Here is a 20,792-nt window from a genome sequence, read left to right on the forward strand (position 1 = left end):
TCTTAATTAGCGCTTTTTATTGTTTTAGGTAACGGCCATGGTTTTATTTAACTTGGACCTAGGTGTATGATTTTATCCCATTTTTGGTTTGTAGAGTAAAATAGAATGTCGCGTTTTTCTCTTGCTGTGATTGCTGTTTCTATTTTTGTAGTGGGTTGTAGTCAGCCTAATCAAGCTGTTGTCGATAAGTCGAAAGCTCGTAAAGTGTCGGCGGAATTACCTATTCCATCTAATGATCCGAAAGCCATACTGGGTTCTCAGTTATTTTTCGATACTAACTTGTCCAAAGAGCGCAACCAGTCTTGTGCTAGCTGCCATAATATTGCCAGTGCTTTTACGGATAACCGTAAAGAGGCACTGGATGGGGCTGTGTCATTGGGTAGTGATGGCCATTCTATGGGGGGGCGCAATGCGCCAACGGCGGCGTATGCCGCATTTTCTCCGGCTTTTCATCGTATGCCAAATGACGAATATCGTGGTGGGCAATTTTGGGATGGTAGGGCGTCTGGTTTAGCTGAGCAGGCGGAAGGGCCATTTCTGAATCCGCTAGAGATGGCGATGCCTGATGATGATGCTGTGGTGGCTCGGGTAAAAGAGAATGCGCTTTATGTTAGCCAATTTAATACGCTTTATGGAAAGGGTGTGCTGAATGATATTGACAGGGGCTATTCGGCGATTACCGATGCGATTGCGACCTTTGAAAAAACGCCTTTGTTCATGCCTTTTGATTCACGATATGATCGGGCTTTGCGGGGCGAAATTAAACTTACGCCACAGGAAGCATTAGGTAAAACCCTATTCTTTTCTAATCAGTTTACCAATTGCAAATCTTGTCATCAGATCAATTCTTCGCCTTTTAACCCCCAAGAAACCTTTAGTAATTATGAGTATCGCAATATTGGTGTGCCGGCAAACCCTGCTTTAATGGCCCATAACGGTAATAAGCAAGACCTTGGTTTGTTTGAAAACCCTGCCATAAATGACCCTAAGCAGATGGGCAAGTTTAAAGTTTCTTCTTTACGTAATGTGGCGGTTACTGGCCCTTATATGCACAATGGTGTGTTTAAGGACTTGCGTACCGTGGTACTTTTTTATGATAAATTCAATAATCCTAGTCGAACGATTAACCCAGAAACTGGCAAGCCTTGGGTGGCGCCTGAAGTGTCGCAAAACGTTGACCTTATAGAGCTTGAAAAAGGGCCGGCGTTAGATAATCAGCGTGTGGATGCCATTGTTGCCTTTCTGAAAACGCTAACGGATAAGCGTTATGAGCCTTTACTAAAGGATAAATAGGGAAACCTCCTTTTTGTTTTCATTGATAAAACTGGCTTGCTAGCCATATTTTTATTACATTGATCCTTTCGTTTATTTTGTAGTGCAGCTTTGATGTGCTACTCAGATATAAAGGGTTGAAATAATGAAGTATGTACCGCTTGGCCGGACTGGCTTAGACGTTTCTCGAGTATGTTTGGGTACCATGACATGGGGCACCCAAAATACTCAAGCCGATGCAGAAGCTCAAATTGAATACGCTTTAGCAAATGGCGTTAATTTTATTGATACTGCTGAAATGTATTCTATCCCACCGAATGCAGAGTCCTATGGTAAAACCGAAACCATTATAGGAAACTGGCTTGCTCGTAACCCTTCTCGCCGTAAAGAGATTATTCTGGCAACCAAGATTGCTGGCATGGGGCTTAGTTATGTCCGTAATGGCGGCCCAATAACGGGCGAGGCTATTATCTCTTCTGTAGATGCTTCCCTTAAGCGTTTGCAAACTGATTATATTGATCTGTACCAACTGCATTGGCCGAATCGTAATTCTCCTCATTTCGCTAAACATTTCCCAGGGCATATTTCTTTTACCGATGTAGACCGTGTCGCTCATTCGGAACAAATGCTGGATATTCTTCGTGGGATCGATGCTTGTATTAAGGCCGGTAAAATTCGTCACTTTGGCCTATCAGATGATTCTACTTGGGGAATTAATGAATATCTTAAGTTGAGTGAAAAACATGATTTGCCTCGTGTGGCTTCTATTCAAAATGAGTTTAGTTTATTGCACGCCAAAGATTGGCCATACCTTATTGAAAATTGTGTCCATGAGGATGTTGCCTATTTGCCTTGGTCGCCACTTGCGGCAGGGGCGTTAACAGGGAAATATTTAAATGGTGCTCGACCAGAAGGGAGTCGTTGGAGTTACGCGCAGCGCAACGGTATTTTTCGTGATACGCCATTAGTAGATAAAGCGGTTACCGCTTATATGGAAGTGGCGAAGAAGTATCAAATGACATCGGCTCAGCTTGCTTTGGCTTGGTGTGATCAAGTGGATGGTGTGTCATCGACGATTATTGGTGCGACTTCGTTAGAGCAACTTAAAGAAGATTTAGATGCGTTTGATATGACATTATCTCCTGAGGCATTAGATGACATTATGGCAGTATTCAAGCAATATCCATTGCCTTTTTAGTCTGTTCTTACTGATTTGTTAGGTTATTAAAAAAGCGCTTCGGCGCTTTTTTTGTCTTTAAAATAAGGTGCAATGAATAAGGCAGTTATTTTAGGCAATAAAAAGCCCAATGCTTTCGCATTGGGCTTTTAAAAAAAGTATTAAAAAGAAATTAGTTCTTTTCGTTTTCTTTTTTCTCTTTCGCTGCAGCAATAACGGTTTCAGCAACGTTTGATGGACATGGTAGGTAGTGAGAGAACTCCATAGAGAACTGACCACGACCTGATGTCATTGTACGTAGTGAACTGATGTAACCAAACATTTCAGAAAGAGGGACGTCTGCTTTAATGCGAACGCCAGTTACGCCTTTCTCTTGGTCTTTGATCATACCGCGACGACGGTTAAGGTCGCCGATTACATCACCAACGTGATCATCAGGAGTGTATACATCAACCTTCATGATAGGTTCGATCAATTGAGGACCGGCTTTCGGGATAGATTGACGGAAAGCGCCTTTGGCAGCGATTTCGAAGGCAATAGCAGAGGAGTCAACTGCGTGGAAGCCACCGTCGTACAACTCAACTTCAACGTCTAGCACTGGGAAGCCAGCGAGAACGCCTTCGTCCATCATAGACTTAAAGCCTTTCTCTACGGCTGGGAAGAATTCTTTTGGTACGTTACCACCCACAACACTAGAAGAGAAAGTGAAGCCAGAACCAAGCTCACCTGGTTTGATGCGGTAATCGATCTTACCGAACTGACCAGAACCACCAGATTGTTTCTTGTGTGTGTAAGTATCTTCGATTTCTTTAGTGATTGTTTCGCGGTAAGCAACTTGAGGTTGACCTACGATTAGATCTACACCGTAAGTACGTTTCAAGATGTCTACTTTGATGTCTAGGTGAAGTTCACCCATACCACGAAGAATGGTTTCACCTGAATCTTGGTCTGTTTCCACACGGAAGGTTGGATCTTCTGCAACCATTTTACCGATTGCAATACCCATCTTCTCGTTGCCACCTTTATCTTTAGGTGTAACAGAGATAGAGATTACAGGCTCAGGGAAAACCATGGCTTCAAGCGTACAAGGGTGTTTAGGATCACATAGAGTGTGACCAGTTTGTACGTTTTTCATACCAACAATGGCAATGATATCACCCGCTTGTGCTGTGCTGATTTCTTTACGATCGTCAGCTTGCATCTCAACCATACGGCCGATACGTTCTGTTTTGCCGGTGAAGCTGTTTAGAACCGTGTCGCCTTTGTTTAGCGTACCTGAATAAACACGTACGAAGGTTAGGGCACCAAAACGGTCATCCATGATTTTGAAGGCAAGGGCTTTAAATGATTCGCTAGCATCAACGATAGCTTTTTCACCGTTTGGATTACCTTCTTCGTCAGTTAGATCCTGTGGAATAACATCAGTAGGGTTTGGTAGGTAATCAACAACGGCATCAAGAAGAAGCTGCATGCCTTTGTTTTTGAAAGCCGAACCACAGTAAGTAGGGAAGAACGCAAGGTCGCGAGTACCTTTACGGATACAACGTTTGATATCTTCAATAGAAGGTTCTTCACCCTCCATGTAAGCCATCATTAGGTCGTCGTCTTGTTCAACTGCTGTTTCAATAAGCATCTCACGGTATTCTTCAACCTGATCTACCATGTCAGCAGGAACATCTTCAATGCTGTAGTTTTCTGGCTGACCAGAATCATCCCATACGTAAGCTTTACGAGATAATAGGTCAACAACACCAACGAACTCATCTTCAGTACCAATAGGAAGTACCATGATCAGTGGTGTCGCACCAAGAACGTCTTCTACTTGTTTTGTTACGCGGTAGAAGCTAGCGCCTAAACGGTCTAGTTTGTTTACGAAAATGATACGAGAAACGCCCGAATCATTGGCATAGCGCCAGTTTGTTTCTGATTGCGGTTCAACACCACCAGAACCACAGAATACACCAACACCGCCATCGAGAACTTTAAGAGAACGATATACTTCTACTGTGAAGTCAACGTGTCCAGGTGTGTCGATAACGTTAAAGCGGTGGTCTTTCCAAAAGCAACTTACGGCAGCTGACTGGATGGTAATACCGCGCTCAGCTTCTTGTTCCATGAAGTCAGTAGTAGATTCACCCTCATGTACTTCACCGATTTTGTGGATAATACCGGTAAGTTTAAGAATACGTTCTGTAGTCGTAGTTTTGCCCGCGTCAACGTGAGCAAAAATACCGATGTTTCTGTATTTTGATAAGTCAGCCATTACATTACTCTAAATAAGTGAGGACGAAATTTGCGCGTAATTATACAAGACTTTCTATTGGCAGTCAGGTATTTCGCGCTATTCTATTATATTTTATGTAACTAAAGGAAGAGGGACTTTAAAAGCATTGCCGAAAAGTTTTTTAAGGCCCTTTTAAGCAGATAAAACAACAGTGAAAATGGCTCAATCTCGGCGTAATTTGTCTGAAATAGCGATGGGGCTAGGGTAGTTCAAGATTACGATATAGGTGGATAGGGCAAAGCTTAAAATAGCCGTTGCTTGAATGACGTGTGATGCTTCGATACCAATCAGGCCTATGCTGGCGGCAAGATAGGCAATCAGTAGAGAGAATTCACTTACTTGTCCTAATCGAAAGCCCACTTCCCAAGAGGTGCTAGCGTCTTCTTTTATGCCTTTTAGTAGAAAGCGAAAAACGATTGGTTTGATTAACATGGAGCTAATCGCAAGAATTAAAGCGGGAATGATGACTAAGCCAAGTAGGTCAAGGTTGAAGCTGGCTCCTATGGTAAAGAAAAATAACACTAAGAAAAAATCTCTCAGTGGTTTTAAGTGGGTGGCGATGTATTGAGATATTGGGCTGGTTGCTAAGGCGACACCAGCGATAAAGGCGCCCATTTCGGCAGATAAGCCTGCTGTCTCAGCAAGTACCGCCATGGAAAGGCACCAACCAATAGAAACTAAGAAAATATATTCATGAAAACGGTCAAAGCGAGTAATGAGCTTTAATAAAATGTATTTAACGAAGAGGAATGCTCCAGCTACTAATAAGGGCAGGCTGATAAGAGGCTTAAGGTATTGCATTGCTCCGCTACTTTCACTCTCTGACATGCTATAGAGAATTAGCAATACAGCAATGGCGATCATATCTTGTAATAGTAATAGGCCAACAACCAGTTCACCTGTGTGCTTATGGTGAAGCGCAGTGGTGGGTAATAGTTTGATACAGACAATGGTGCTCGAGAACATCATGGCAATACCAATGATGAGGCTTTCAATCGTGCTGTAGCCACAGAGAATAGCAACACCATAGCCTAACAGGGCAAAAACCGCAGAGCTTAATAGGGCGATCCAAGAGGCTTTTTTGAGCATATTGATTAAGTGGCTTGGCTGCATGTCTAAGCCAAGTAAAAATAATAAGAAGATAATGCCTATGTGACTCATTTCGTCCATGAGTTTTGGTTCGTTGATTAACGACAGTGCTGAAGGGCCAAGTAAAACGCCTAGGGCTATGTAGGCGATTATCATGGGTTGTCGTGTGTATAGTGCGATAGAGGCAACGACTGCCGCTCCTGCAAATATCAAAAAGAAGGAGTGTACTATCGATGCTTCCATGTATTTTCCTTAATTAAGACCAAGAGCCTGTTGAGGTTTTTTTACGACGCAATAGGGGAAGTAAGGATCCAAGGATCAAACCACCAAATAATGTCGCGGCACCTAGCATAAACCATTTCTGTTGCGTAGAGTCTTGCAGTTCCTGAGCAATGGCTTGTGCTGCTTGGGTTTGTTGCTTGAGTGTTTCAAGCTGGTAGCTCACGTCATCATTTTGCGAAACAATAGCTTTCGCTTTTTCTGCTAAGGCTGTTTGTTTTTTTAGCTGTTCTTGCAGTATAGCATTCTCACCTTTAAGGGAGGTGATGGCTTTGTTTAGATTTTGTATGTCTACACGGCTAGCTTGTAGTTGTTTTTCAACATTTACCTTGTCTTTCGATATTTTCGTTAATCGAGATCCGAGTGTGGTTAGTTGATCTCTTGTTACTCTAGAGTCACTTAAAAAATAGTCCGCTACCCAACCTTCATTGCCGTTTGGGGTAATAACCTTGGTGTGACCATCGAGTTGTTCTAGTACTTCTAATGGCGTGCCACTCTTTAGTCCTCTTTCGACGGCTCTACTGCTGTTGTCTAATCCTTCTCTTACAGCAACAAATTGCACATCAGAAATATATACTGTCGCAGATTGCGCAGTGGTAGAAAGTAATAAGCCAGCTACGAGGCTGATAAAGATTTTTTTAGACACGTTAAGTTCCTTTAGTAATCAATCACTTCATCTCTTTTAGTACGATAGACAGGAGGGGCGAAATACGCAATAGAAAAAGGCCCTCGAGAGGGCCTTTGTTGGTATTATTCTGGACTTAACTAGGCTTGACGTCGCAAGAAGATGGGTCTTGGCTCAGACACGTCACCTTGATAGCTAATAGAAAACGGCTTATGGAGCGCTAATGCTTTTTCTAGGTCCACTTCTTCATTGAACTGAAAACCATTAAATCCGACGCGCAACAAATAGCCGAGCTGGTCTGGAATGAATTCACCAAGAGCACGGACTTCGCCTTTAAAGTTCAATCTTTCACGTAGTAGGCGAGCATAACTGAAGCCGCGCCCGTCTACGAAAGCAGGGAAGTGAATGCCAATAACATCGAATTGGCTTAGATCAATGTCGTGCAAGCATTCTGTGCCGTCACCCGCAGCAAGCCAAATGCCGGCAACCTTGCCAATGGTTTCTTGTTCGGCTAACCATTTTTGCGCAGGCACAATGCTCGTCGAGTTTACTGCTTGGTCTGCATCCTGAATCCATGTATATGAATTGTCGATGATTTCACCGTTTTTAATTAGCTTTGGCATAAGCGGCCTCTTTAAATGGTGTGATGCCAACGCGGCGATAAGTGTCAATAAAGCGTTCTTCTTCAGAACGATTTTCTACATAGACATTCATTAATCGTTGAATGATGGTGCTAATGTCTTCTTGAGCAAAGGACGGCCCTAAAATCTTACCAATACTGGCGTCATGGCCAGAAGCGCCACCAATCGAAATTTGGTAGAACTCTTCCCCTTTTTTGTCGACGCCTAATATACCAATATTGCCAACATGGTGGTGACCACAGGCATTCATGCAGCCAGAAATATTCAAGTCGATATTGCCAAGATCGTATAGGTAATCTAGGTCATTGAAGGTGTCTTGAATTTGTGCCGCAATAGGAATGGACTTCGCATTTGCTAAGGCGCAGAAATCACCGCCAGGGCAGCAAATCATGTCGGTTAGCAAGCCTAAGGTTGGTGTTGCAAATCCCGCTTCTTTTGATGCTTCCCATAGCTCAACGAGCTTGTCTTGTTGGACATCAGCCAATACAAGGTTTTGCTCATGACTGACTCGCAGTTCACCGAAGCTATATTGATCAGCAAGATCAGCGGCTTTTATCATTTGATCCGCTGTTGCATCTCCCGGTGCTTGTCCTGCTTTTTTAAGCGTTAAGGTGACAATGCGGTAGCCTGCTGTTTTGTGTTCGAACGTATTGCGCTCGTACCAACGGGCAAAACCTGCGCTGCTTGCTAATTTGCTGGTCAGGTTCTCAGGGTTATTTTGCAGCGTTTCGTAAGCCGGTGCTGTAAAGAAGTTTTGCAGGCGTTCGAATTCAGTCATTGGGACTGTGCTTTCTTTGCCGCGTAAATGTGCCCATTCGGCGTCTACACGGCTGCGGAATTCTTCAATGCCAAGGGCTTTTACTAAAATTTTAATTCGTGCTTTGTATTTGTTGTCGCGGCGGCCATGTTGATTATAAACGCGAATAATCGCGTCTAGGTAAGTTAGCAAATCTTCCCTAGGAATAAATTCGCTGATGGTGACACCAACCATGGGAGTACGGCCAAGACCACCACCAACAATCACTTTAAAGCCGATCTCACCTGCATCGTTTTTCTTGATGTGTAGGCCGATGTCGTGAACCTGTGTTGCGGCACGGTCAGCTGACTCGGTCGCGTTCACAGCAATCTTGAATTTACGTGGTAAGAAGGCAAATTCAGGGTGGAAAGTCGACCATTGACGGATGAGTTCACAATATGGGCGAGGATCTACGACTTCGTCGGAAATAACACCAGCGTATTGGTCGGTTGTCGTGTTACGGATACAGTTGCCGCTGGTTTGTACTGCGTGCATTTGTACTTCGGCCAGTTCCGCTAGAATATCTGGCACATCTTCTAACTTTGGCCAATTCAATTGTAAGTTCTGACGCGTACTAAAGTGACCGTAAGACTTATCATAACGGCAGCTAATATCAGCTAGTTTGCGTAGCTGCTCACTGGAAAGCATGCCGTATGGAATAGCGACACGCAACATTGGCGCGTAGCGTTGTACATAAAGTCCGTTTTGCAGGCGTAATGGCAAGAATTCTTGTTCGCTGAGCTCTTCGTTTAAATAGCGGCGAGTTTGATCTCGGAATTGTGCTACACGCTCTTCAACAAGTTGTTGGTCAATTGCGTCGTATTGATACATAGAGAAATGAACCGTGGTTGATAAATTTTTAGTCGCGCTATACTAACAAAGATCCTTTATTCTAAAAATGAATATTTATCTATATCTTTAGGGGTTTTGCTAATAAGGCTTATTTAGAAATCGACTTAACATTTGTTGGCATATAGAAAGAGGAAAATACCTTACTTTTTTACTAGGTCTTTGGCATTGCTCGTCATCTGCTGTAATATATAGGCCATTAATCGTTTTGTAGGTTTTAGAAAGGCTTGTTATGAATATTACCATTACTGATAGTGCCCAAGAGTACCTTTCTTCATTGCTTGAAAAGCAAGGGGTAGAAGGTATTGCTGTGCGAATTTTTATCCAGCAGCCAGGTACTCCTTATGCAGAAACCTGTCTTGCCTATTGTCGTCCAGACGAAGTGAATGAGACGGATGAGATTTTAAATCTACCTAAGCTTAAGGTTTATATTGAAAAAAACTCGGTGAATTTCTTGGATGAGGCGTATGTTGATTACGCCACTGAAAAAATGGGAGGTCAATTAACCATTAAGGCACCGAATGCAAAAATGCCTAAAGTGACGGCGGACAGCCCGATTGAAGATCAGATTAATTATGTACTTTATTCTGATATTAATCCGGGATTGGCTGCTCATGGTGGTGAGGTGAGTCTTCTTGAGGTGCTAGATGGTCAAGTAGCAGTATTAAAATTTGGCGGTGGTTGTCAAGGTTGTAGTGCCGTAGATTTGACATTGAAAGAAGGGGTTGAAAAAACCTTGATTGAAAAAGTGCCGGGTCTTACTGCGGTAAAAGATTCAACAGATCACAGTGTTACAGAAAACGCCTTCATGTGAGGGTATTTCGTTAAAACCAAGACTTTAAAAAAGGGGCTAACCACTTGATGTGGTTAGCCCCTTTTTATTGTCTTTCCGTGCTTAAACTAAAATAGGCTTATGCTCGTGAACGTTTTGGTAAAACGTCGCGCAAAGCATTGGCCATGTCAGTAAGAGATTTTTCTGTCGTTTCCCAGTCGATGCAAGCATCGGTAATAGAAACACCGTATTCAAGATCGGCCAGATTAGCGGGGACTTTTTGATTGCCCCAACCAATATTACTTTCAATCATTAAGCCCATAATGGAGTTATTGCCATCAAGGATTTGTTGAGTGGAATCTTCCACGACAGTCACTTGGCGTTCTGGTTTCTTGTTCGAGTTTTCGTGAGAGCAATCAACCATGATGTTATGCTTCAATTTGGCAGCAGTTAAAGCAGCTTCGCTTAGGGCAACATTGGCCGCATCGTAGTTTGGTTGACCATTACCGCCACGTAATACGACATGGCCGTATTCATTACCTTTAGTGTTCACTATGCTCACTTGGCCGCTTTCGTTGATACCAAGGAAAGAGTGTGGGTGAGAGGCAGATTGCATGGCATTAACCGCAACCGTCATCGAGCCATCCGTACCGTTTTTAAAGCCAATTGGACCTGACAGACCAGAAGACATTTCACGGTGAGTTTGTGACTCCGTAGTGCGAGCGCCAATAGCGGACCAACTGATTAGGTCTTGGATATACTGTGGTGAAATTGGATCTAATGCCTCTGTCGCTAGAGGTAGGCCCATTTCAGCAAGGTCGATAAGTAGCTTACGACCAATTTTCATGCCTTTTTCTATATCAAAAGTGCCATCAAGATTCGGGTCATTGATGAGGCCTTTCCAACCAACAGTGGTGCGTGGTTTTTCAAAGTAGGCGCGCATTATGATGTACAGGGTATCATCGAGCTTGGCTGCTAAGGCTTTTAAGCGTGTTGCATAATCAAGTGCAGCGGCTGGATCGTGAATAGAGCAAGGCCCAATTACGATGGCTAGGCGGTGGTCTTTACCGTCCATGATGTTTTTAATCACTTCGCGAGATTCTGCTACATGCTTGCTAACGGCATCGCTGACTGGCAGACTCTGCTTTAATTGACTCGGTGTTACCAAAGGGGTAAACGAGGCAATGTTCAAATCCTCAAGGTATTTATTGCTCATTACTGGAGTTCCTGCCTGTTGCTTTATTAGTTACAAATTATAATTTATAGCCGCGTACCATATCGTGTTTTTACTGCTTTATGAACCGTTTGCTTTTGATTTTTTAAAAGAAAAGGTATTTCACGCCAAATGACATGAGGGCAGTGGCTAAAACCGGCTGTAATATGCGATTAGATACGCGACTTGCGACTCTGGTTCCTATGTATATGGCTGGAATTGAGCCGATTAAAAGAGCAACTAGTAGGTTGTAGTCAACATTGCCCAATAAAAGATGGCCAGTTCCAGCCACTAGAGTTAAAGGGACGGCATGGGCTAAGTCTGTCCCAACAATGTTTTTGGCGCGCATGATAGGAAATATGATCATCATAATGGCGGTGCCAAGGGCGCCTGCTCCAACAGAGGTGAGCGTTACTAAGCAGCCTAATAGTATGCCGCAAATAAAAATAACGTGAGTGCCTTGGGTTTGGCTGATATTAAAATCTAGCGCTTTGGTTAGCCTAGATCTAAATAGAATGACAGTAGCGGTAATAACAAGCATGAAACCTAGAGTTGCTGTGAGTATCTCTTGGTAGTGATCTGGCTTTTCGAACTGGGATAATGTCCAAACAGTAATAAGCGAGGAGGGAAGGCTGCCGGCAGCCATTGCACCAACGATTTTCCAGTTAACATTGCCACGTCTGGCGTGCATTACCACCCCTGTGCTCTTTGCTATACCGGCATACATTAAGTCGGTACCAATAGCGATATGAGGGGGGAAACCGAATAGCAGAAGAAGAGGGGTCATTAGAGAGCCGCCGCCGACTCCAGTAATGCCAACGGCTAAACCAACGGCAGCACCAGCAAAAACATACCAAATAAAATCCATCGTGACCTGTCTAAAAATGATTTAAGCTGGCAACACTAGATGTTTTTCACTATTCTATAAAGTAATATTTTCTTCTGTTTTTAATTCTTTTTCGAATAAGGTGGCCAATGAAGTTACAGCAGCTTAGGTATATTTGGGAAGTCGCACGTCATGACTTGAATGTTTCGGCCACCGCACAAAGTCTTTACACCTCACAGCCGGGGGTGAGCAAGCAGATCCGCCTGTTAGAAGATGAGCTTGGTGTAGAAGTGTTTGCTAGAAGTGGTAAGCACTTGACTCATGTGACACCAGCAGGAGAGAAGATCATATCCCTCGCTGGAGAGATTTTAAATCAGACGCAGAATATTAAGCGCGTCGCTAAGGAGTTTAGTGACGAACGTAAAGGTTCTTTGGATATTGCCACTACTCATACTCAGGCGCGTTATGCTTTGCCTAAGGTTATTAATCAGTTTATCGATGGTTATCCAGAGGTGAGTCTACATATGCATCAAGGGACTCCGATGCAAATTGCTGAGATGGCGAATGATGGTCTGGTTGATTTTGCGATAGCGACGGAAGCGCTTGAACTGTTTGGTAATCTTGTTATGTTGCCTTGTTATACGTGGAATCGATCTGTGGTTGTGCCTAAAGATCATCCTCTAGCTCAGGTAAGTAATTTGACCTTGGAAGCCTTGGCCGAGTACCCCATTGTTACCTATGTATTTGGTTTTACAGGTCGTTCTCAGCTAGATAAGGCCTTTCAGGAAGCCGAACTTGAGCCTAATGTAGTGTTTACTGCGGCTGATTCCGACGTAATTAAAACCTATGTTCGTCTTGGTTTGGGTGTTGGTATTGTGGCTTCTATGGCTCACGATGCGGTGCAGGATGCTGATTTAGTGGCGCTGGATGCGTCACATCTGTTCGCGGACAGTATTACGAAAATTGGTATTCGCAGTAATACTTTTATTCGTGGTTATATGTATAAATTTATCGAATCCTTTGCACCGCATTTAACAAGAGAGGTTGTGATGGCGGCAATGGAAGCAGGCAATAGGCATGACGTTGAGTTATTGTTTAAAGATACTGAGCTGCCAAAGCATTAAGTTGAGAGAGTTTAGTTTGATAGGGCCGCAACCATGGAAATGGTTACGGCTTTTTTATGCCATATTGGCGAGGGTAGTGGTTAGGTTCTTAGGTTACTTTTTTAATTGAAGTGCAAACTCTGCAATACGTTTCCCTTGTGCTTCACATAGGGCTTTTTCATCCTCTGTTAAGGTAGTTTCGTTAGTATTGTTGGCAAGATGACTGGCGCCATAAGGTGTGCCTCCCGTTGCTGTGTTGATGAGTTCTTTATTGCGATAAGGCAGTCCGACCCAGACCATGCCGTGATGCAGTAGTGGTGTCATCATGGAATGAATGCATTGTTCTTGTCCACCATGCATGGTGCTTGCGCTGGTGAAGCCGCAGGCGGGTTTGTCTATTAATCGCCCTGTTAGCCATAAAGTCGATGTTTGGTCGATAAAGTGCTTCAGTGGAGCGGCCATACTGCCAAAATAAGATGGCGATCCTATAGCGAGTCCAGTACATTCTGCTAGTTCGTCGAGTGTGCAGTAAGGGGCGCCTTCCTCTGGTATCGCTGGGCTGGCAACTTTAGTGGAGTCTGACACATCAGGTACTTGACGTATTTTAACTTCTATATCGTTAACTTTGTTGACGCCACGGGCAATGTGCTTCGCCATTTCATTAACGGAGCCGTGGCGGCTATAAAATAATACTAAAATATAAGGCGTTTGGTTCATTTGAATAGTTCCAAAACACTTTCAGGTGGCCGTCCTATTTTGGCTTTGTTGTTGTGAATGACAATAGGGCGTTCGATCAAAATAGGGTTCTGTTGCATGGCTTGAAGGCGTTCTGTATCTGTTGATTCTTTGTTTAGTCCAAGCTCTTTGTAGATTGCTTCTTTAGTGCGCATTAGGGTTAGAGGCTCAATTTCTAGCTGACTAAGTAATGCTTGAAGCTCTTCGATGCTGGGTGTGTCCGTCAGATAGAGTCTTATTTCTGCTTGAATACCATTTTTTTCTAGAAGTTGCAGTGTTTGACGAGATTTTGAGCAGCGGGGGTTGTGGTAGATGATTGTCATGTTTGTTCCTATTTGCGTTGGATGGATATGGCTAGGAAGCGATTGGCTTCTGACCCGATTAAATAACGATTTGACCGGGTCAGAAATGGTTTATTTTTGGCTCAAGATGAAGTTGATTGCTTCTTCTCTTGGGATGTCTTGGTTTTCACCTGAGCTGCGGTTTTTATATTCCAGTGTGCCTTTTTCTAGGCCTTTGTCGCCAACAACAAGGCGATGTGGAATGCCAATTAATTCGCAGTCGGCGAATTTGACGCCGGGCCTTTCTTTTCTGTCGTCTAGCAAGACATCAAGGCCTTGTGCTTTTAGCTCATTGTAGAGTTTGTCACATTCTTCTCGTACCGCTTCCGATTTATCGTAATTCATCGCGATAATAGCAATATCGAAAGGCGCGATGCTTGCAGGCCAAAGTATGCCTTTGTCATCAAAGTTTTGTTCAATGGCTGCGGCAACAATGCGTGAAACGCCAATACCATAACAGCCCATGTGCATTATTTTGGCTTTGCCATTTTCATCTAATACCGTGGCTTTTAAGGCTTCTGCATATTGTTGGCCTAGTTGAAAAATGTGGCCTACTTCTATTCCGCGCTTGATAACGATAGTGCCTGCTCCATCAGGTGAAGGGTCACCTTCTACAACGTTACGGATATCGGCAACCTCAAAATCTGCGCAGTCGCGGGACCAGTTAAGGCCAGTAAGGTGGTAATCATCTTTATTTGCACCTGCACAGAAGTCTGACATAACGGCGGCAGAGCGATCAGCAATGATTCGAATGCCTTTCTCCTTGAGTCCTTTTGGCCCAATGGAGCCAGGTTGACAACCTATTCCCTCGATAATGTCTTGTTCGTTGGCAAATTCAAATGGTGAAATAATGCCGGCGATCTTTTCTACTTTAATTTCATTGATGTTGTGATCACCACGCAGGACGAGGGCCACAATAGTGGCCTGCTCGTTTTCATCCAGTCCTTTGACAAGCATGGTTTTAACGGTTTTTGTTACATCCAGTTTTAGAAACTCTGCTACCTTTGAAATAGTTTTACAATCAGGTGTAAAAATTTCTTCGACTTCCTGAGTGGCGGGATCAGCTGCTGTTTTTAGGCTAATCGCTTCGGCTAGCTCAATGTTAGCAGCAAAATCAGATGCGTCACTAAAGGCAATGTCATCTTCGCCGGAATCCGCAAGAACATGGAATTCATGGGAGTAAGCACCACCAATGCTGCCCGTATCGGCCAGTACAGGGCGGTAATCCAAACCAATGCGATCAAAGATATTGCAGTAAGCTTGGTGCATTATCTCGTAGGTTTCCTGTAGCGACTCTTCATTGACGTGAAATGAATAAGCATCCTTCATGCAGAACTCCCGTGAGCGCATTACGCCAAAGCGTGGGCGAACTTCGTCACGGAATTTTGTTTGAATTTGGAAGAGGTTTAGCGGTAGCTGTTTATAGCTAGTGATTTCGTTGCGTGCTAAATCGGTGATTACTTCTTCGTGGGTTGGGCCTAAGCAAAAATCACGGCCGTGGCGGTCTTTTAGGCGTAGCAGCTCAGCGCCGTATTTTTTCCAGCGGCCTGACTCTTCCCATAATTCAGCTGGTTGGACAATTGGCATGCTGACTTCGAGAGAACCTGCATTTTGCATTTCTTCGCGTACGATAGCTTCTACCTTACGGAAAACTTTTAGTCCAGTTGGTAACCAGGTGTACAGTCCTTTTGATACCTGACGAATCATGCCAGCACGGACCATTAATTGATGGCTAGCGACAACGGCGTCGGTTGGGGAGTTGCGTAGGGTGGAAAATAAATAGTTACTTGCGCGCATGATAATTTGTCTATGTTAAAAAGTTTTATTGTTAACCAGCAAACCTTGGTTCTGTCTGGCCTTTCGCATTGACGTCGATGGCAAAAATGCCGCCGGCTTGCGGGAATGTTTTGAGTTCTTCGTCACTTTGAGCTGAGCGGCTTGAGGTGACAAAAAGCGTGTTCATCTCTGGGCCACCAAAGGCAACCATGGTCGGGTAGGTGGCTGGTACTGGGTGTTCTTCTAAGATCTGCCCGGCTGGGCTTATCTTTACTATTCTTTGTCCTTGGTATAGGGCTGACCAATAGTTGCCTTCGCAATCTACTGCGGCACCATCTGGTCGCCCATTGCCATGGGGGAACTGAATAAATACGCGTTTATTGGACGCTGTTCCACTTTCAAGATCGTAGTCAAACTGATAAACCACATGATTAGGGGTGTCTGAGTAATACATGATTTTATTGTCAGGCGAAAAGGCTAGGCCATTTGAAGTCCAGGCGGCTTGATCAATAAGTGTTTCTTGTCCATGACTGAATTGATGTAGAGCACCTTTGAGCGCATCTTTAGGTGAATACATGGTGCCCGCTAGAAAACGACCTTTGGCATCGCAGCGACCATCATTAAAGCGAGTTGTTTGTTGATCGTAGTCGGCTAGCCAATAAATAGTTAAAGGTGCATTAAAATGTTCGAAGGTGTAGACGCCTGAACGGAAGGCGGCGATAAACCCCCCGTTTTCTGCTAATGAAAAACAACCGATTGCTTCATCGAATTCACGACTTTCTAGTTTTTGTGTTTGCGTGTTAAAGGCATGTAGTTTGAACGAATCAATATCGACAAAATAAAGTGTTTGAGTGCGCTCATCCCAGCGTGGGCATTCAGCAAGTTTGGCTTGTGCATCTAATACGCATTGCACAGCAGTCATAAGGACTCCAAGTCTTTGTGTAGTTTAAATATAAGGATGCTATAGTGCTTATGAATGCCATTATTGTAAATAGGAAGACGTAAAGATGTTTGAGTTAAACCCAATATTAAGCCGTGATTCTATTTTGGTTGGGAGTTTCCCTCTGTGTCAACTACGATTAATTAATGATGCTCGGTTTCCTTGGTTTATTTTGGTGCCGCAGCGTAATGATGTGTCGGAAATCTATCAGTTGGTAGGAGAGGACCGTCAGCAGCTAATGGCAGAGAGTTGCCTTTTAGCGGAAGCGCTTCATGACGCTTTTTCCGCTACCAAACTAAATGTTGCCGCTATTGGTAATAAAGTGTTGCAATTGCATTTGCATCATGTGGTCCGTTATGAGGATGATGCCTGCTGGCCAGAGCCTATTTGGGGGAAATTGCCTGCGATTCCTTATGCCAAAGAAGACTTGGCTAATATTTTGCAAAAGGTCCAATCATTACTAAATGATGATCTAATATTAGTAGCCAGCTAAGTAGTGTTTTACTATTGAGAAAGTACACAGAATTAGTATGCTATTAGCAACAGATTTAGCCAACTTGGAAAGCATGTTTTATGAGCATACGCAGAAGGAAGAAGGCAATACAAAAAGTGGTTAAGTTACTAAACTTAGCGACTTCATCTAATGCAAGTGAGTCCACCATGGCGCTTCGCCATGCAGAGTCATTAATAAGGCAATATACGATAGCTCAAAGAGAATTGCCTATCTTGCAGCTGTGTGATCGTTCCATGCTTTATCGAGTGAGCTGGGGAGCTTCGGCTCCCTTGTATGCGAAAGAACCCCTGGTCAAACCTTCTCCTCAAAATTCCGTTTATCAGCGACGTTTCAGTGAAAAAAACAATGATCCAGATCGCGCCTATGAATCAGTACGAACCATTTTGGATGATATGTTATTTGATGACGTAGCGGGTGAAAGCGTATTCTCTGATGAAAAACAGACGGAAGAAGAGGATCGGCTTGCTACGGTTGAAGAAGAGGCAAATGCCGATTCTCATGAAGAAAATTCTGTTAATAATCAAGAAAGTGATGGAATGCGGAAAGAAGATCTAGATAAAGTCGAAACTGTGGATGATTTAGCGCCTGAAGAGGCTCATGATGATGCGCATTCTTCTACTCCTAATGACAATGTCATTGATGCAGCTCAGGCGTTTCGTCCTAGTTCTCATGAGTTTGCCGAGACCCTTAAAACGCAATATGCCACGAGTGATCCTGATGTGCCTTTTGCTGAGGATGAGTATTGGGCGAAGGTGTATGAAAAATTAGCTGATTTTGATGAAGTGAAAATTCAGTCTGAGATAGATGCGTTAAATCAACAGTTATCTTTGGCGCAAGAAAACATGCATTTAAAAAAGCAAAAGCGCTACAGCCATGAACAGGAAGAAGTTCAGGAGCGTTCGGAGCGTGCTCGGATTGAGCAGAGTTTTGAAGAGGCAATAGAAAGGGCGTTTCAGGCGAGGGCGAGATCTTATGAAGCTTGGGAGGAGCGCTGTAGTCAGGTTCGCATGGCTTGCTTAAGAGATGAGCAGGAAGCGGTTCAAGGTTATGAGTCGATTAATCTGTCCCTTGAAAAGTATGAAGAGTCTTTTAAACAGCATGTGCAGCGTAAAGAAGATTATCGTGCCGCTAAGATTATGCATGAGTTACGTAGGCATCTAGCTCTGGCTGTCTCTGCTGGGGAGGACGCGACAGGCTCCTATGAAAAAGTAATTGAGATAATGAAAACAAACGGTTTGTCGCTTAAGGATCTTGAGTTTTCTGATATTAAAAATAAAAGTCTATTTATTCGCTTGCTAGAACGTGAATCCGCTCTTATTTCCGATTTGCATGAAAGGGAAAAATACACGGAAGACATGCTGGATAAGTTTTTAACGTCAAGTGCCTCTAAAAAAGAAAATAAAAATTCAGAAAACCCTTTGCAGCATATTCAGCGTTTATTAAATGCGGCGAATGAGGGGGGGCAATTTGAAACGCAGAAAAACCTTGAACAGGTTATTCACCTGATGGGTAGTAACGATATTAGTGTGAGAGATATCGGCTATAGTTATATTAAAAAATACTCGGTTTTTATTCGTTTGATTAACTGGGAGGCTGAGCAAATTTCCTTCCTTCCTGATCGTGAAAAATTCACTACGCAAATTTTAGAAGAATATATTCAGCATTCGGTGCAAAAGCCAAAAGCAGATAAAGATCAAAAGGTGAACCGATAAGGTGATCCTTAGCTGTGCTATCTCCCATTCATATGAATGATGGGAGGTATATCGCTGCAAAAACCATCTTAATGCTTTCTTTGCGCTGTCGCTTCTTTTAACATTTCGCCTTCGATTTAATCGTAATTCTCAGCAGGAGAGAGACGCATGAGCCTTATTAAAGAAGATGACCTGATTGATAGCGTGGCAGACGCCCTACAGTTTATCTCTTATTACCACCCTTTAGACTTCGTAAATGCTGTTCACGAAGCTTATGAACGAGAAGAAAGTCAGGCGGCGAAAGATGCCATGGCTCAAATCCTAATAAACTCCCGTATGTGTGCCGAAGGTAAACGCCCTATTTGTCAAGACACAGGTATAGTGACTGTGTTTGTTAAAGTCGGTATGAATGTTCAGTGGGAAGGTTCAAAAAGTGTTGCGGATATGATTAATGAAGGTGTGCGTCGCGCTTACCTTAATCCTGACAATGTATTGCGTGCTTCTATTCTCGCGGATCCTGCTGGTGCTCGTAAAAATACCAAAGACAACACGCCTGCCGTTATCCATATGGAAATAGTGCCTGGAGATACGGTTGAAGTTCATGTGGCTGCAAAAGGTGGTGGCTCAGAAAACAAGTCTAAACTCGCTATGCTGAACCCATCAGATGACATTGTTGAATGGGTTAAAAAAACGGTTCCAACTATGGGGGCTGGCTGGTGTCCACCAGGGATGCTAGGTATAGGGATTGGTGGTACGGCCGAAAAAGCCATGGTGATGGCGAAAGAATCCCTGATGGAGCCTATCGATATTCATGAACTAAAAGAGCGTGGTCCGCAGAATCGCGTAGAAGAGTTACGTTTAGCTATTTTTGACGCTGTAAATAATTTGGGGATTGGTGCGCAAGGCTTAGGTGGTTTGACAACCGTGCTTGATATAAAGATCATGGATTACCCAACGCATGCTGCTTCTTTACCTGTTGCCATGATTCCTAACTGCGCAGCGACTCGTCATGCGCATTTTGTATTGGATGGTTCTGGTCCTGCTGACTTAGTGCCGCCTTCCCTTGATGATTGGCCAGAAATTACTTGGGAAGTTGGGGAGAGCGTTCGTCGTGTTAATTTAAACGAGATTACCCCCGAGCAAGTAAAAGAGTGGCAACCGGGTGAAACAGTCTTGTTGAATGGTAAAATGTTGACCGGACGGGATGCAGCTCATAAGAAAATGGTTGAAATGATGGCTAACGGTGAAGAGCTTCCTGTGGATCTTAAAGGGCGCTTTATTTATTACGTTGGTCCTGTAGACCCGGTACGAGAAGAGGCGGTAGGCCCTGCTGGTCCAACTACTTCGACTCGAATGGATAAGTTTACTCGTACAATCCTCGATAAAACAGGCTTGCTTGGTATGATAGGTAAAGCCGAACGAGGCCCGGTTGCGATTGAGGCGATTAAAGAATTTGGTGCTGTTTATCTTATGGCGGTAGGTGGTGCGGCTTATCTTGTGTCCAAAGCGATTAAGAAAGCCGATGTGGTTGCCTTTCCTGAATTGGGAATGGAAGCCATTTATGAATTTGATGTGGTGGATATGCCAGTAACCGTTGCAGTTGATTCAGCAGGAACCTCTGTTCACATCACTGGCCCAGCTGAATGGAAAGAAAAAATAGAAGCGCAAGCGCTTGAGATAAAATAGCCCCTTTGTTATTCGGATTTAAAGCCAAAGCCACTATGAAGAATTTATAGTGGCTTTTTAGTTTGATCCTGTTAAAGAAAGGCTTGCACAGATAAAAATAGTCTGTATTATACACGACCTCAGCCGCACAGTAGGTGTGGCGACGCTCTTTAAAATAGATAATCAGATAATTTGTGTGGGCGC

The 20,792-nt window shown here is 43.6% G+C and carries 18 protein-coding genes; 7 read left to right on the plus strand and 11 right to left on the minus strand.

Annotated elements, in window-relative coordinates; genetic code table 11:
* Positions 1-105 precede the first annotated feature (105 nt).
* Both I8J31_RS08850 and I8J31_RS08855 read left to right on the plus strand, forming a co-directional pair.
* Entirely contained in the window at positions 106-1,293 is a 1,188-nt protein-coding gene (locus I8J31_RS08850) for a cytochrome-c peroxidase (protein WP_199467954.1), read from the plus strand.
* A 124-nt stretch (positions 1,294-1,417) separates the two neighbouring features.
* On the plus strand, positions 1,418-2,470 hold the full coding sequence (locus I8J31_RS08855) for an aldo/keto reductase (RefSeq protein WP_199467955.1): 1,053 nt from the start codon (positions 1,418-1,420) through the stop codon (positions 2,468-2,470).
* Positions 2,471-2,621: 151 nt separating this feature from the next.
* Here the strand turns inward: I8J31_RS08855 and fusA are convergent, their stop codons facing one another.
* The 5 genes from fusA to I8J31_RS08880 form a co-directional block, all read right to left on the minus strand.
* Positions 2,622-4,712 (minus strand): elongation factor G, encoded by a 2,091-nt coding sequence (fusA, locus tag I8J31_RS08860; RefSeq protein ID WP_199467956.1) that lies wholly within the window; start codon positions 4,710-4,712, stop codon positions 2,622-2,624.
* Between the two features lie 183 nt (positions 4,713-4,895).
* Complete coding sequence (locus I8J31_RS08865; protein WP_199467957.1) at positions 4,896-6,065, minus strand: cation:proton antiporter; 1,170 nt, start codon at positions 6,063-6,065, stop codon at positions 4,896-4,898.
* Positions 6,066-6,078: 13 nt separating this feature from the next.
* The gene (locus I8J31_RS08870; RefSeq protein WP_199467959.1) at positions 6,079-6,747 is read right to left on the minus strand and encodes a TIGR04211 family SH3 domain-containing protein; all 669 of its coding nucleotides are present in this window, start codon (positions 6,745-6,747) and stop codon (positions 6,079-6,081) included.
* Between the two features lie 119 nt (positions 6,748-6,866).
* The gene (locus I8J31_RS08875) at positions 6,867-7,349 is read right to left on the minus strand and encodes a DUF934 domain-containing protein (protein ID WP_199467960.1); all 483 of its coding nucleotides are present in this window, start codon (positions 7,347-7,349) and stop codon (positions 6,867-6,869) included.
* On the minus strand, positions 7,333-8,994 hold the full coding sequence (locus I8J31_RS08880; RefSeq protein ID WP_199467962.1) for a nitrite/sulfite reductase: 1,662 nt from the start codon (positions 8,992-8,994) through the stop codon (positions 7,333-7,335). The genes I8J31_RS08875 and I8J31_RS08880 overlap by 17 nt, the downstream gene beginning before the upstream one ends.
* 250 nt (positions 8,995-9,244) lie before the next feature.
* Between I8J31_RS08880 and nfuA the strand changes: the two genes are divergently transcribed.
* Positions 9,245-9,826 carry a Fe-S biogenesis protein NfuA gene (gene nfuA, locus I8J31_RS08885; RefSeq protein ID WP_199467964.1) on the plus strand — a complete coding sequence of 194 codons (582 nt, stop codon included), beginning with the start codon at positions 9,245-9,247 and terminating at the stop codon, positions 9,824-9,826.
* A gap of 97 nt (positions 9,827-9,923) precedes the next feature.
* On the opposite strand, the gene I8J31_RS08890 is transcribed toward nfuA, so the two are convergent.
* Both I8J31_RS08890 and I8J31_RS08895 read right to left on the minus strand, forming a co-directional pair.
* Entirely contained in the window at positions 9,924-11,000 is a 1,077-nt protein-coding gene (locus tag I8J31_RS08890; protein WP_199467965.1) for a 3-deoxy-7-phosphoheptulonate synthase, read from the minus strand.
* Positions 11,001-11,103: 103 nt separating this feature from the next.
* On the minus strand, positions 11,104-11,865 hold the full coding sequence (locus I8J31_RS08895) for a sulfite exporter TauE/SafE family protein (protein WP_199467966.1): 762 nt from the start codon (positions 11,863-11,865) through the stop codon (positions 11,104-11,106).
* A 107-nt stretch (positions 11,866-11,972) separates the two neighbouring features.
* Between I8J31_RS08895 and cysB the strand changes: the two genes are divergently transcribed.
* A complete protein-coding gene (gene cysB / locus I8J31_RS08900; RefSeq protein WP_199467969.1) occupies positions 11,973-12,947 on the plus strand; it encodes an HTH-type transcriptional regulator CysB in 975 nt (324 codons plus the stop codon).
* Between the two features lie 93 nt (positions 12,948-13,040).
* Here cysB and wrbA read toward each other — a convergent pair whose 3' ends face one another.
* The 4 genes from wrbA to I8J31_RS08920 form a co-directional block, all read right to left on the minus strand.
* Positions 13,041-13,643 carry an NAD(P)H:quinone oxidoreductase gene (gene wrbA / locus I8J31_RS08905; protein ID WP_199467971.1) on the minus strand — a complete coding sequence of 201 codons (603 nt, stop codon included), beginning with the start codon at positions 13,641-13,643 and terminating at the stop codon, positions 13,041-13,043.
* Positions 13,640-13,984 (minus strand): arsenate reductase (glutaredoxin), encoded by a 345-nt coding sequence (gene arsC / locus I8J31_RS08910; RefSeq protein ID WP_199467973.1) that lies wholly within the window; start codon positions 13,982-13,984, stop codon positions 13,640-13,642. Before arsC ends, wrbA begins: the two co-directional genes overlap by 4 nt.
* A gap of 90 nt (positions 13,985-14,074) precedes the next feature.
* Positions 14,075-15,799: a proline--tRNA ligase gene (locus I8J31_RS08915; protein ID WP_199467975.1), complete on the minus strand. Its 1,725-nt coding sequence runs from the start codon at positions 15,797-15,799 to the stop codon at positions 14,075-14,077.
* Between the two features lie 31 nt (positions 15,800-15,830).
* Entirely contained in the window at positions 15,831-16,700 is an 870-nt protein-coding gene (locus tag I8J31_RS08920; protein WP_199467977.1) for an SMP-30/gluconolactonase/LRE family protein, read from the minus strand.
* Between the two features lie 85 nt (positions 16,701-16,785).
* Here I8J31_RS08920 and I8J31_RS08925 point away from each other — a divergent pair, with 85 nt between their 5' ends.
* The 3 genes from I8J31_RS08925 (at position 16,786) to I8J31_RS08935 (ending at position 20,609) form a co-directional block, all read left to right on the plus strand.
* Entirely contained in the window at positions 16,786-17,211 is a 426-nt protein-coding gene (locus I8J31_RS08925) for an HIT domain-containing protein (protein WP_199467981.1), read from the plus strand.
* 80 nt (positions 17,212-17,291) lie between these two features.
* Positions 17,292-18,944, plus strand: a complete 1,653-nt coding sequence (locus tag I8J31_RS08930) for a DUF2786 domain-containing protein (protein ID WP_199467983.1) — start codon at positions 17,292-17,294, stop codon at positions 18,942-18,944.
* A 147-nt stretch (positions 18,945-19,091) separates the two neighbouring features.
* Complete coding sequence (locus tag I8J31_RS08935) at positions 19,092-20,609, plus strand: fumarate hydratase (protein WP_199467985.1); 1,518 nt, start codon at positions 19,092-19,094, stop codon at positions 20,607-20,609.
* Positions 20,610-20,792 lie beyond the last annotated feature (183 nt).

The organism is Marinomonas transparens, from assembly GCF_016463975.1.
GTDB classification, from domain to species: Bacteria; Pseudomonadota; Gammaproteobacteria; order Pseudomonadales; family Marinomonadaceae; genus Marinomonas; species Marinomonas transparens.

Bases quoted from the DNA above. Each gene is read 5' to 3' on its own strand.
- I8J31_RS08850 (WP_199467954.1), top strand. From the start codon at position 106: ATGTCGCGTTTTTCTCTTGCTGTGATTGCTGTTTCTATTTTTGTAGTG.
- I8J31_RS08855 (WP_199467955.1), top strand. From the start codon at position 1,418: ATGAAGTATGTACCGCTTGGCCGGACTGGCTTAGACGTTTCTCGAGTA.
- fusA (WP_199467956.1), bottom strand. From the start codon at position 4,712: ATGGCTGACTTATCAAAATACAGAAACATCGGTATTTTTGCTCACGTT.
- I8J31_RS08865 (WP_199467957.1), bottom strand. From the start codon at position 6,065: ATGGAAGCATCGATAGTACACTCCTTCTTTTTGATATTTGCAGGAGCG.
- I8J31_RS08875 (WP_199467960.1), bottom strand. From the start codon at position 7,349: ATGCCAAAGCTAATTAAAAACGGTGAAATCATCGACAATTCATATACA.
- I8J31_RS08880 (WP_199467962.1), bottom strand. From the start codon at position 8,994: ATGTATCAATACGACGCAATTGACCAACAACTTGTTGAAGAGCGTGTA.
- nfuA (WP_199467964.1), top strand. From the start codon at position 9,245: ATGAATATTACCATTACTGATAGTGCCCAAGAGTACCTTTCTTCATTG.
- I8J31_RS08890 (WP_199467965.1), bottom strand. From the start codon at position 11,000: ATGAGCAATAAATACCTTGAGGATTTGAACATTGCCTCGTTTACCCCT.
- I8J31_RS08895 (WP_199467966.1), bottom strand. From the start codon at position 11,865: ATGGATTTTATTTGGTATGTTTTTGCTGGTGCTGCCGTTGGTTTAGCC.
- cysB (WP_199467969.1), top strand. From the start codon at position 11,973: ATGAAGTTACAGCAGCTTAGGTATATTTGGGAAGTCGCACGTCATGAC.
- wrbA (WP_199467971.1), bottom strand. From the start codon at position 13,643: ATGAACCAAACGCCTTATATTTTAGTATTATTTTATAGCCGCCACGGC.
- arsC (WP_199467973.1), bottom strand. From the start codon at position 13,984: ATGACAATCATCTACCACAACCCCCGCTGCTCAAAATCTCGTCAAACA.
- I8J31_RS08915 (WP_199467975.1), bottom strand. From the start codon at position 15,799: ATGCGCGCAAGTAACTATTTATTTTCCACCCTACGCAACTCCCCAACC.
- I8J31_RS08920 (WP_199467977.1), bottom strand. From the start codon at position 16,700: ATGACTGCTGTGCAATGCGTATTAGATGCACAAGCCAAACTTGCTGAA.
- I8J31_RS08925 (WP_199467981.1), top strand. From the start codon at position 16,786: ATGTTTGAGTTAAACCCAATATTAAGCCGTGATTCTATTTTGGTTGGG.
- I8J31_RS08930 (WP_199467983.1), top strand. From the start codon at position 17,292: ATGAGCATACGCAGAAGGAAGAAGGCAATACAAAAAGTGGTTAAGTTA.
- I8J31_RS08935 (WP_199467985.1), top strand. From the start codon at position 19,092: ATGAGCCTTATTAAAGAAGATGACCTGATTGATAGCGTGGCAGACGCC.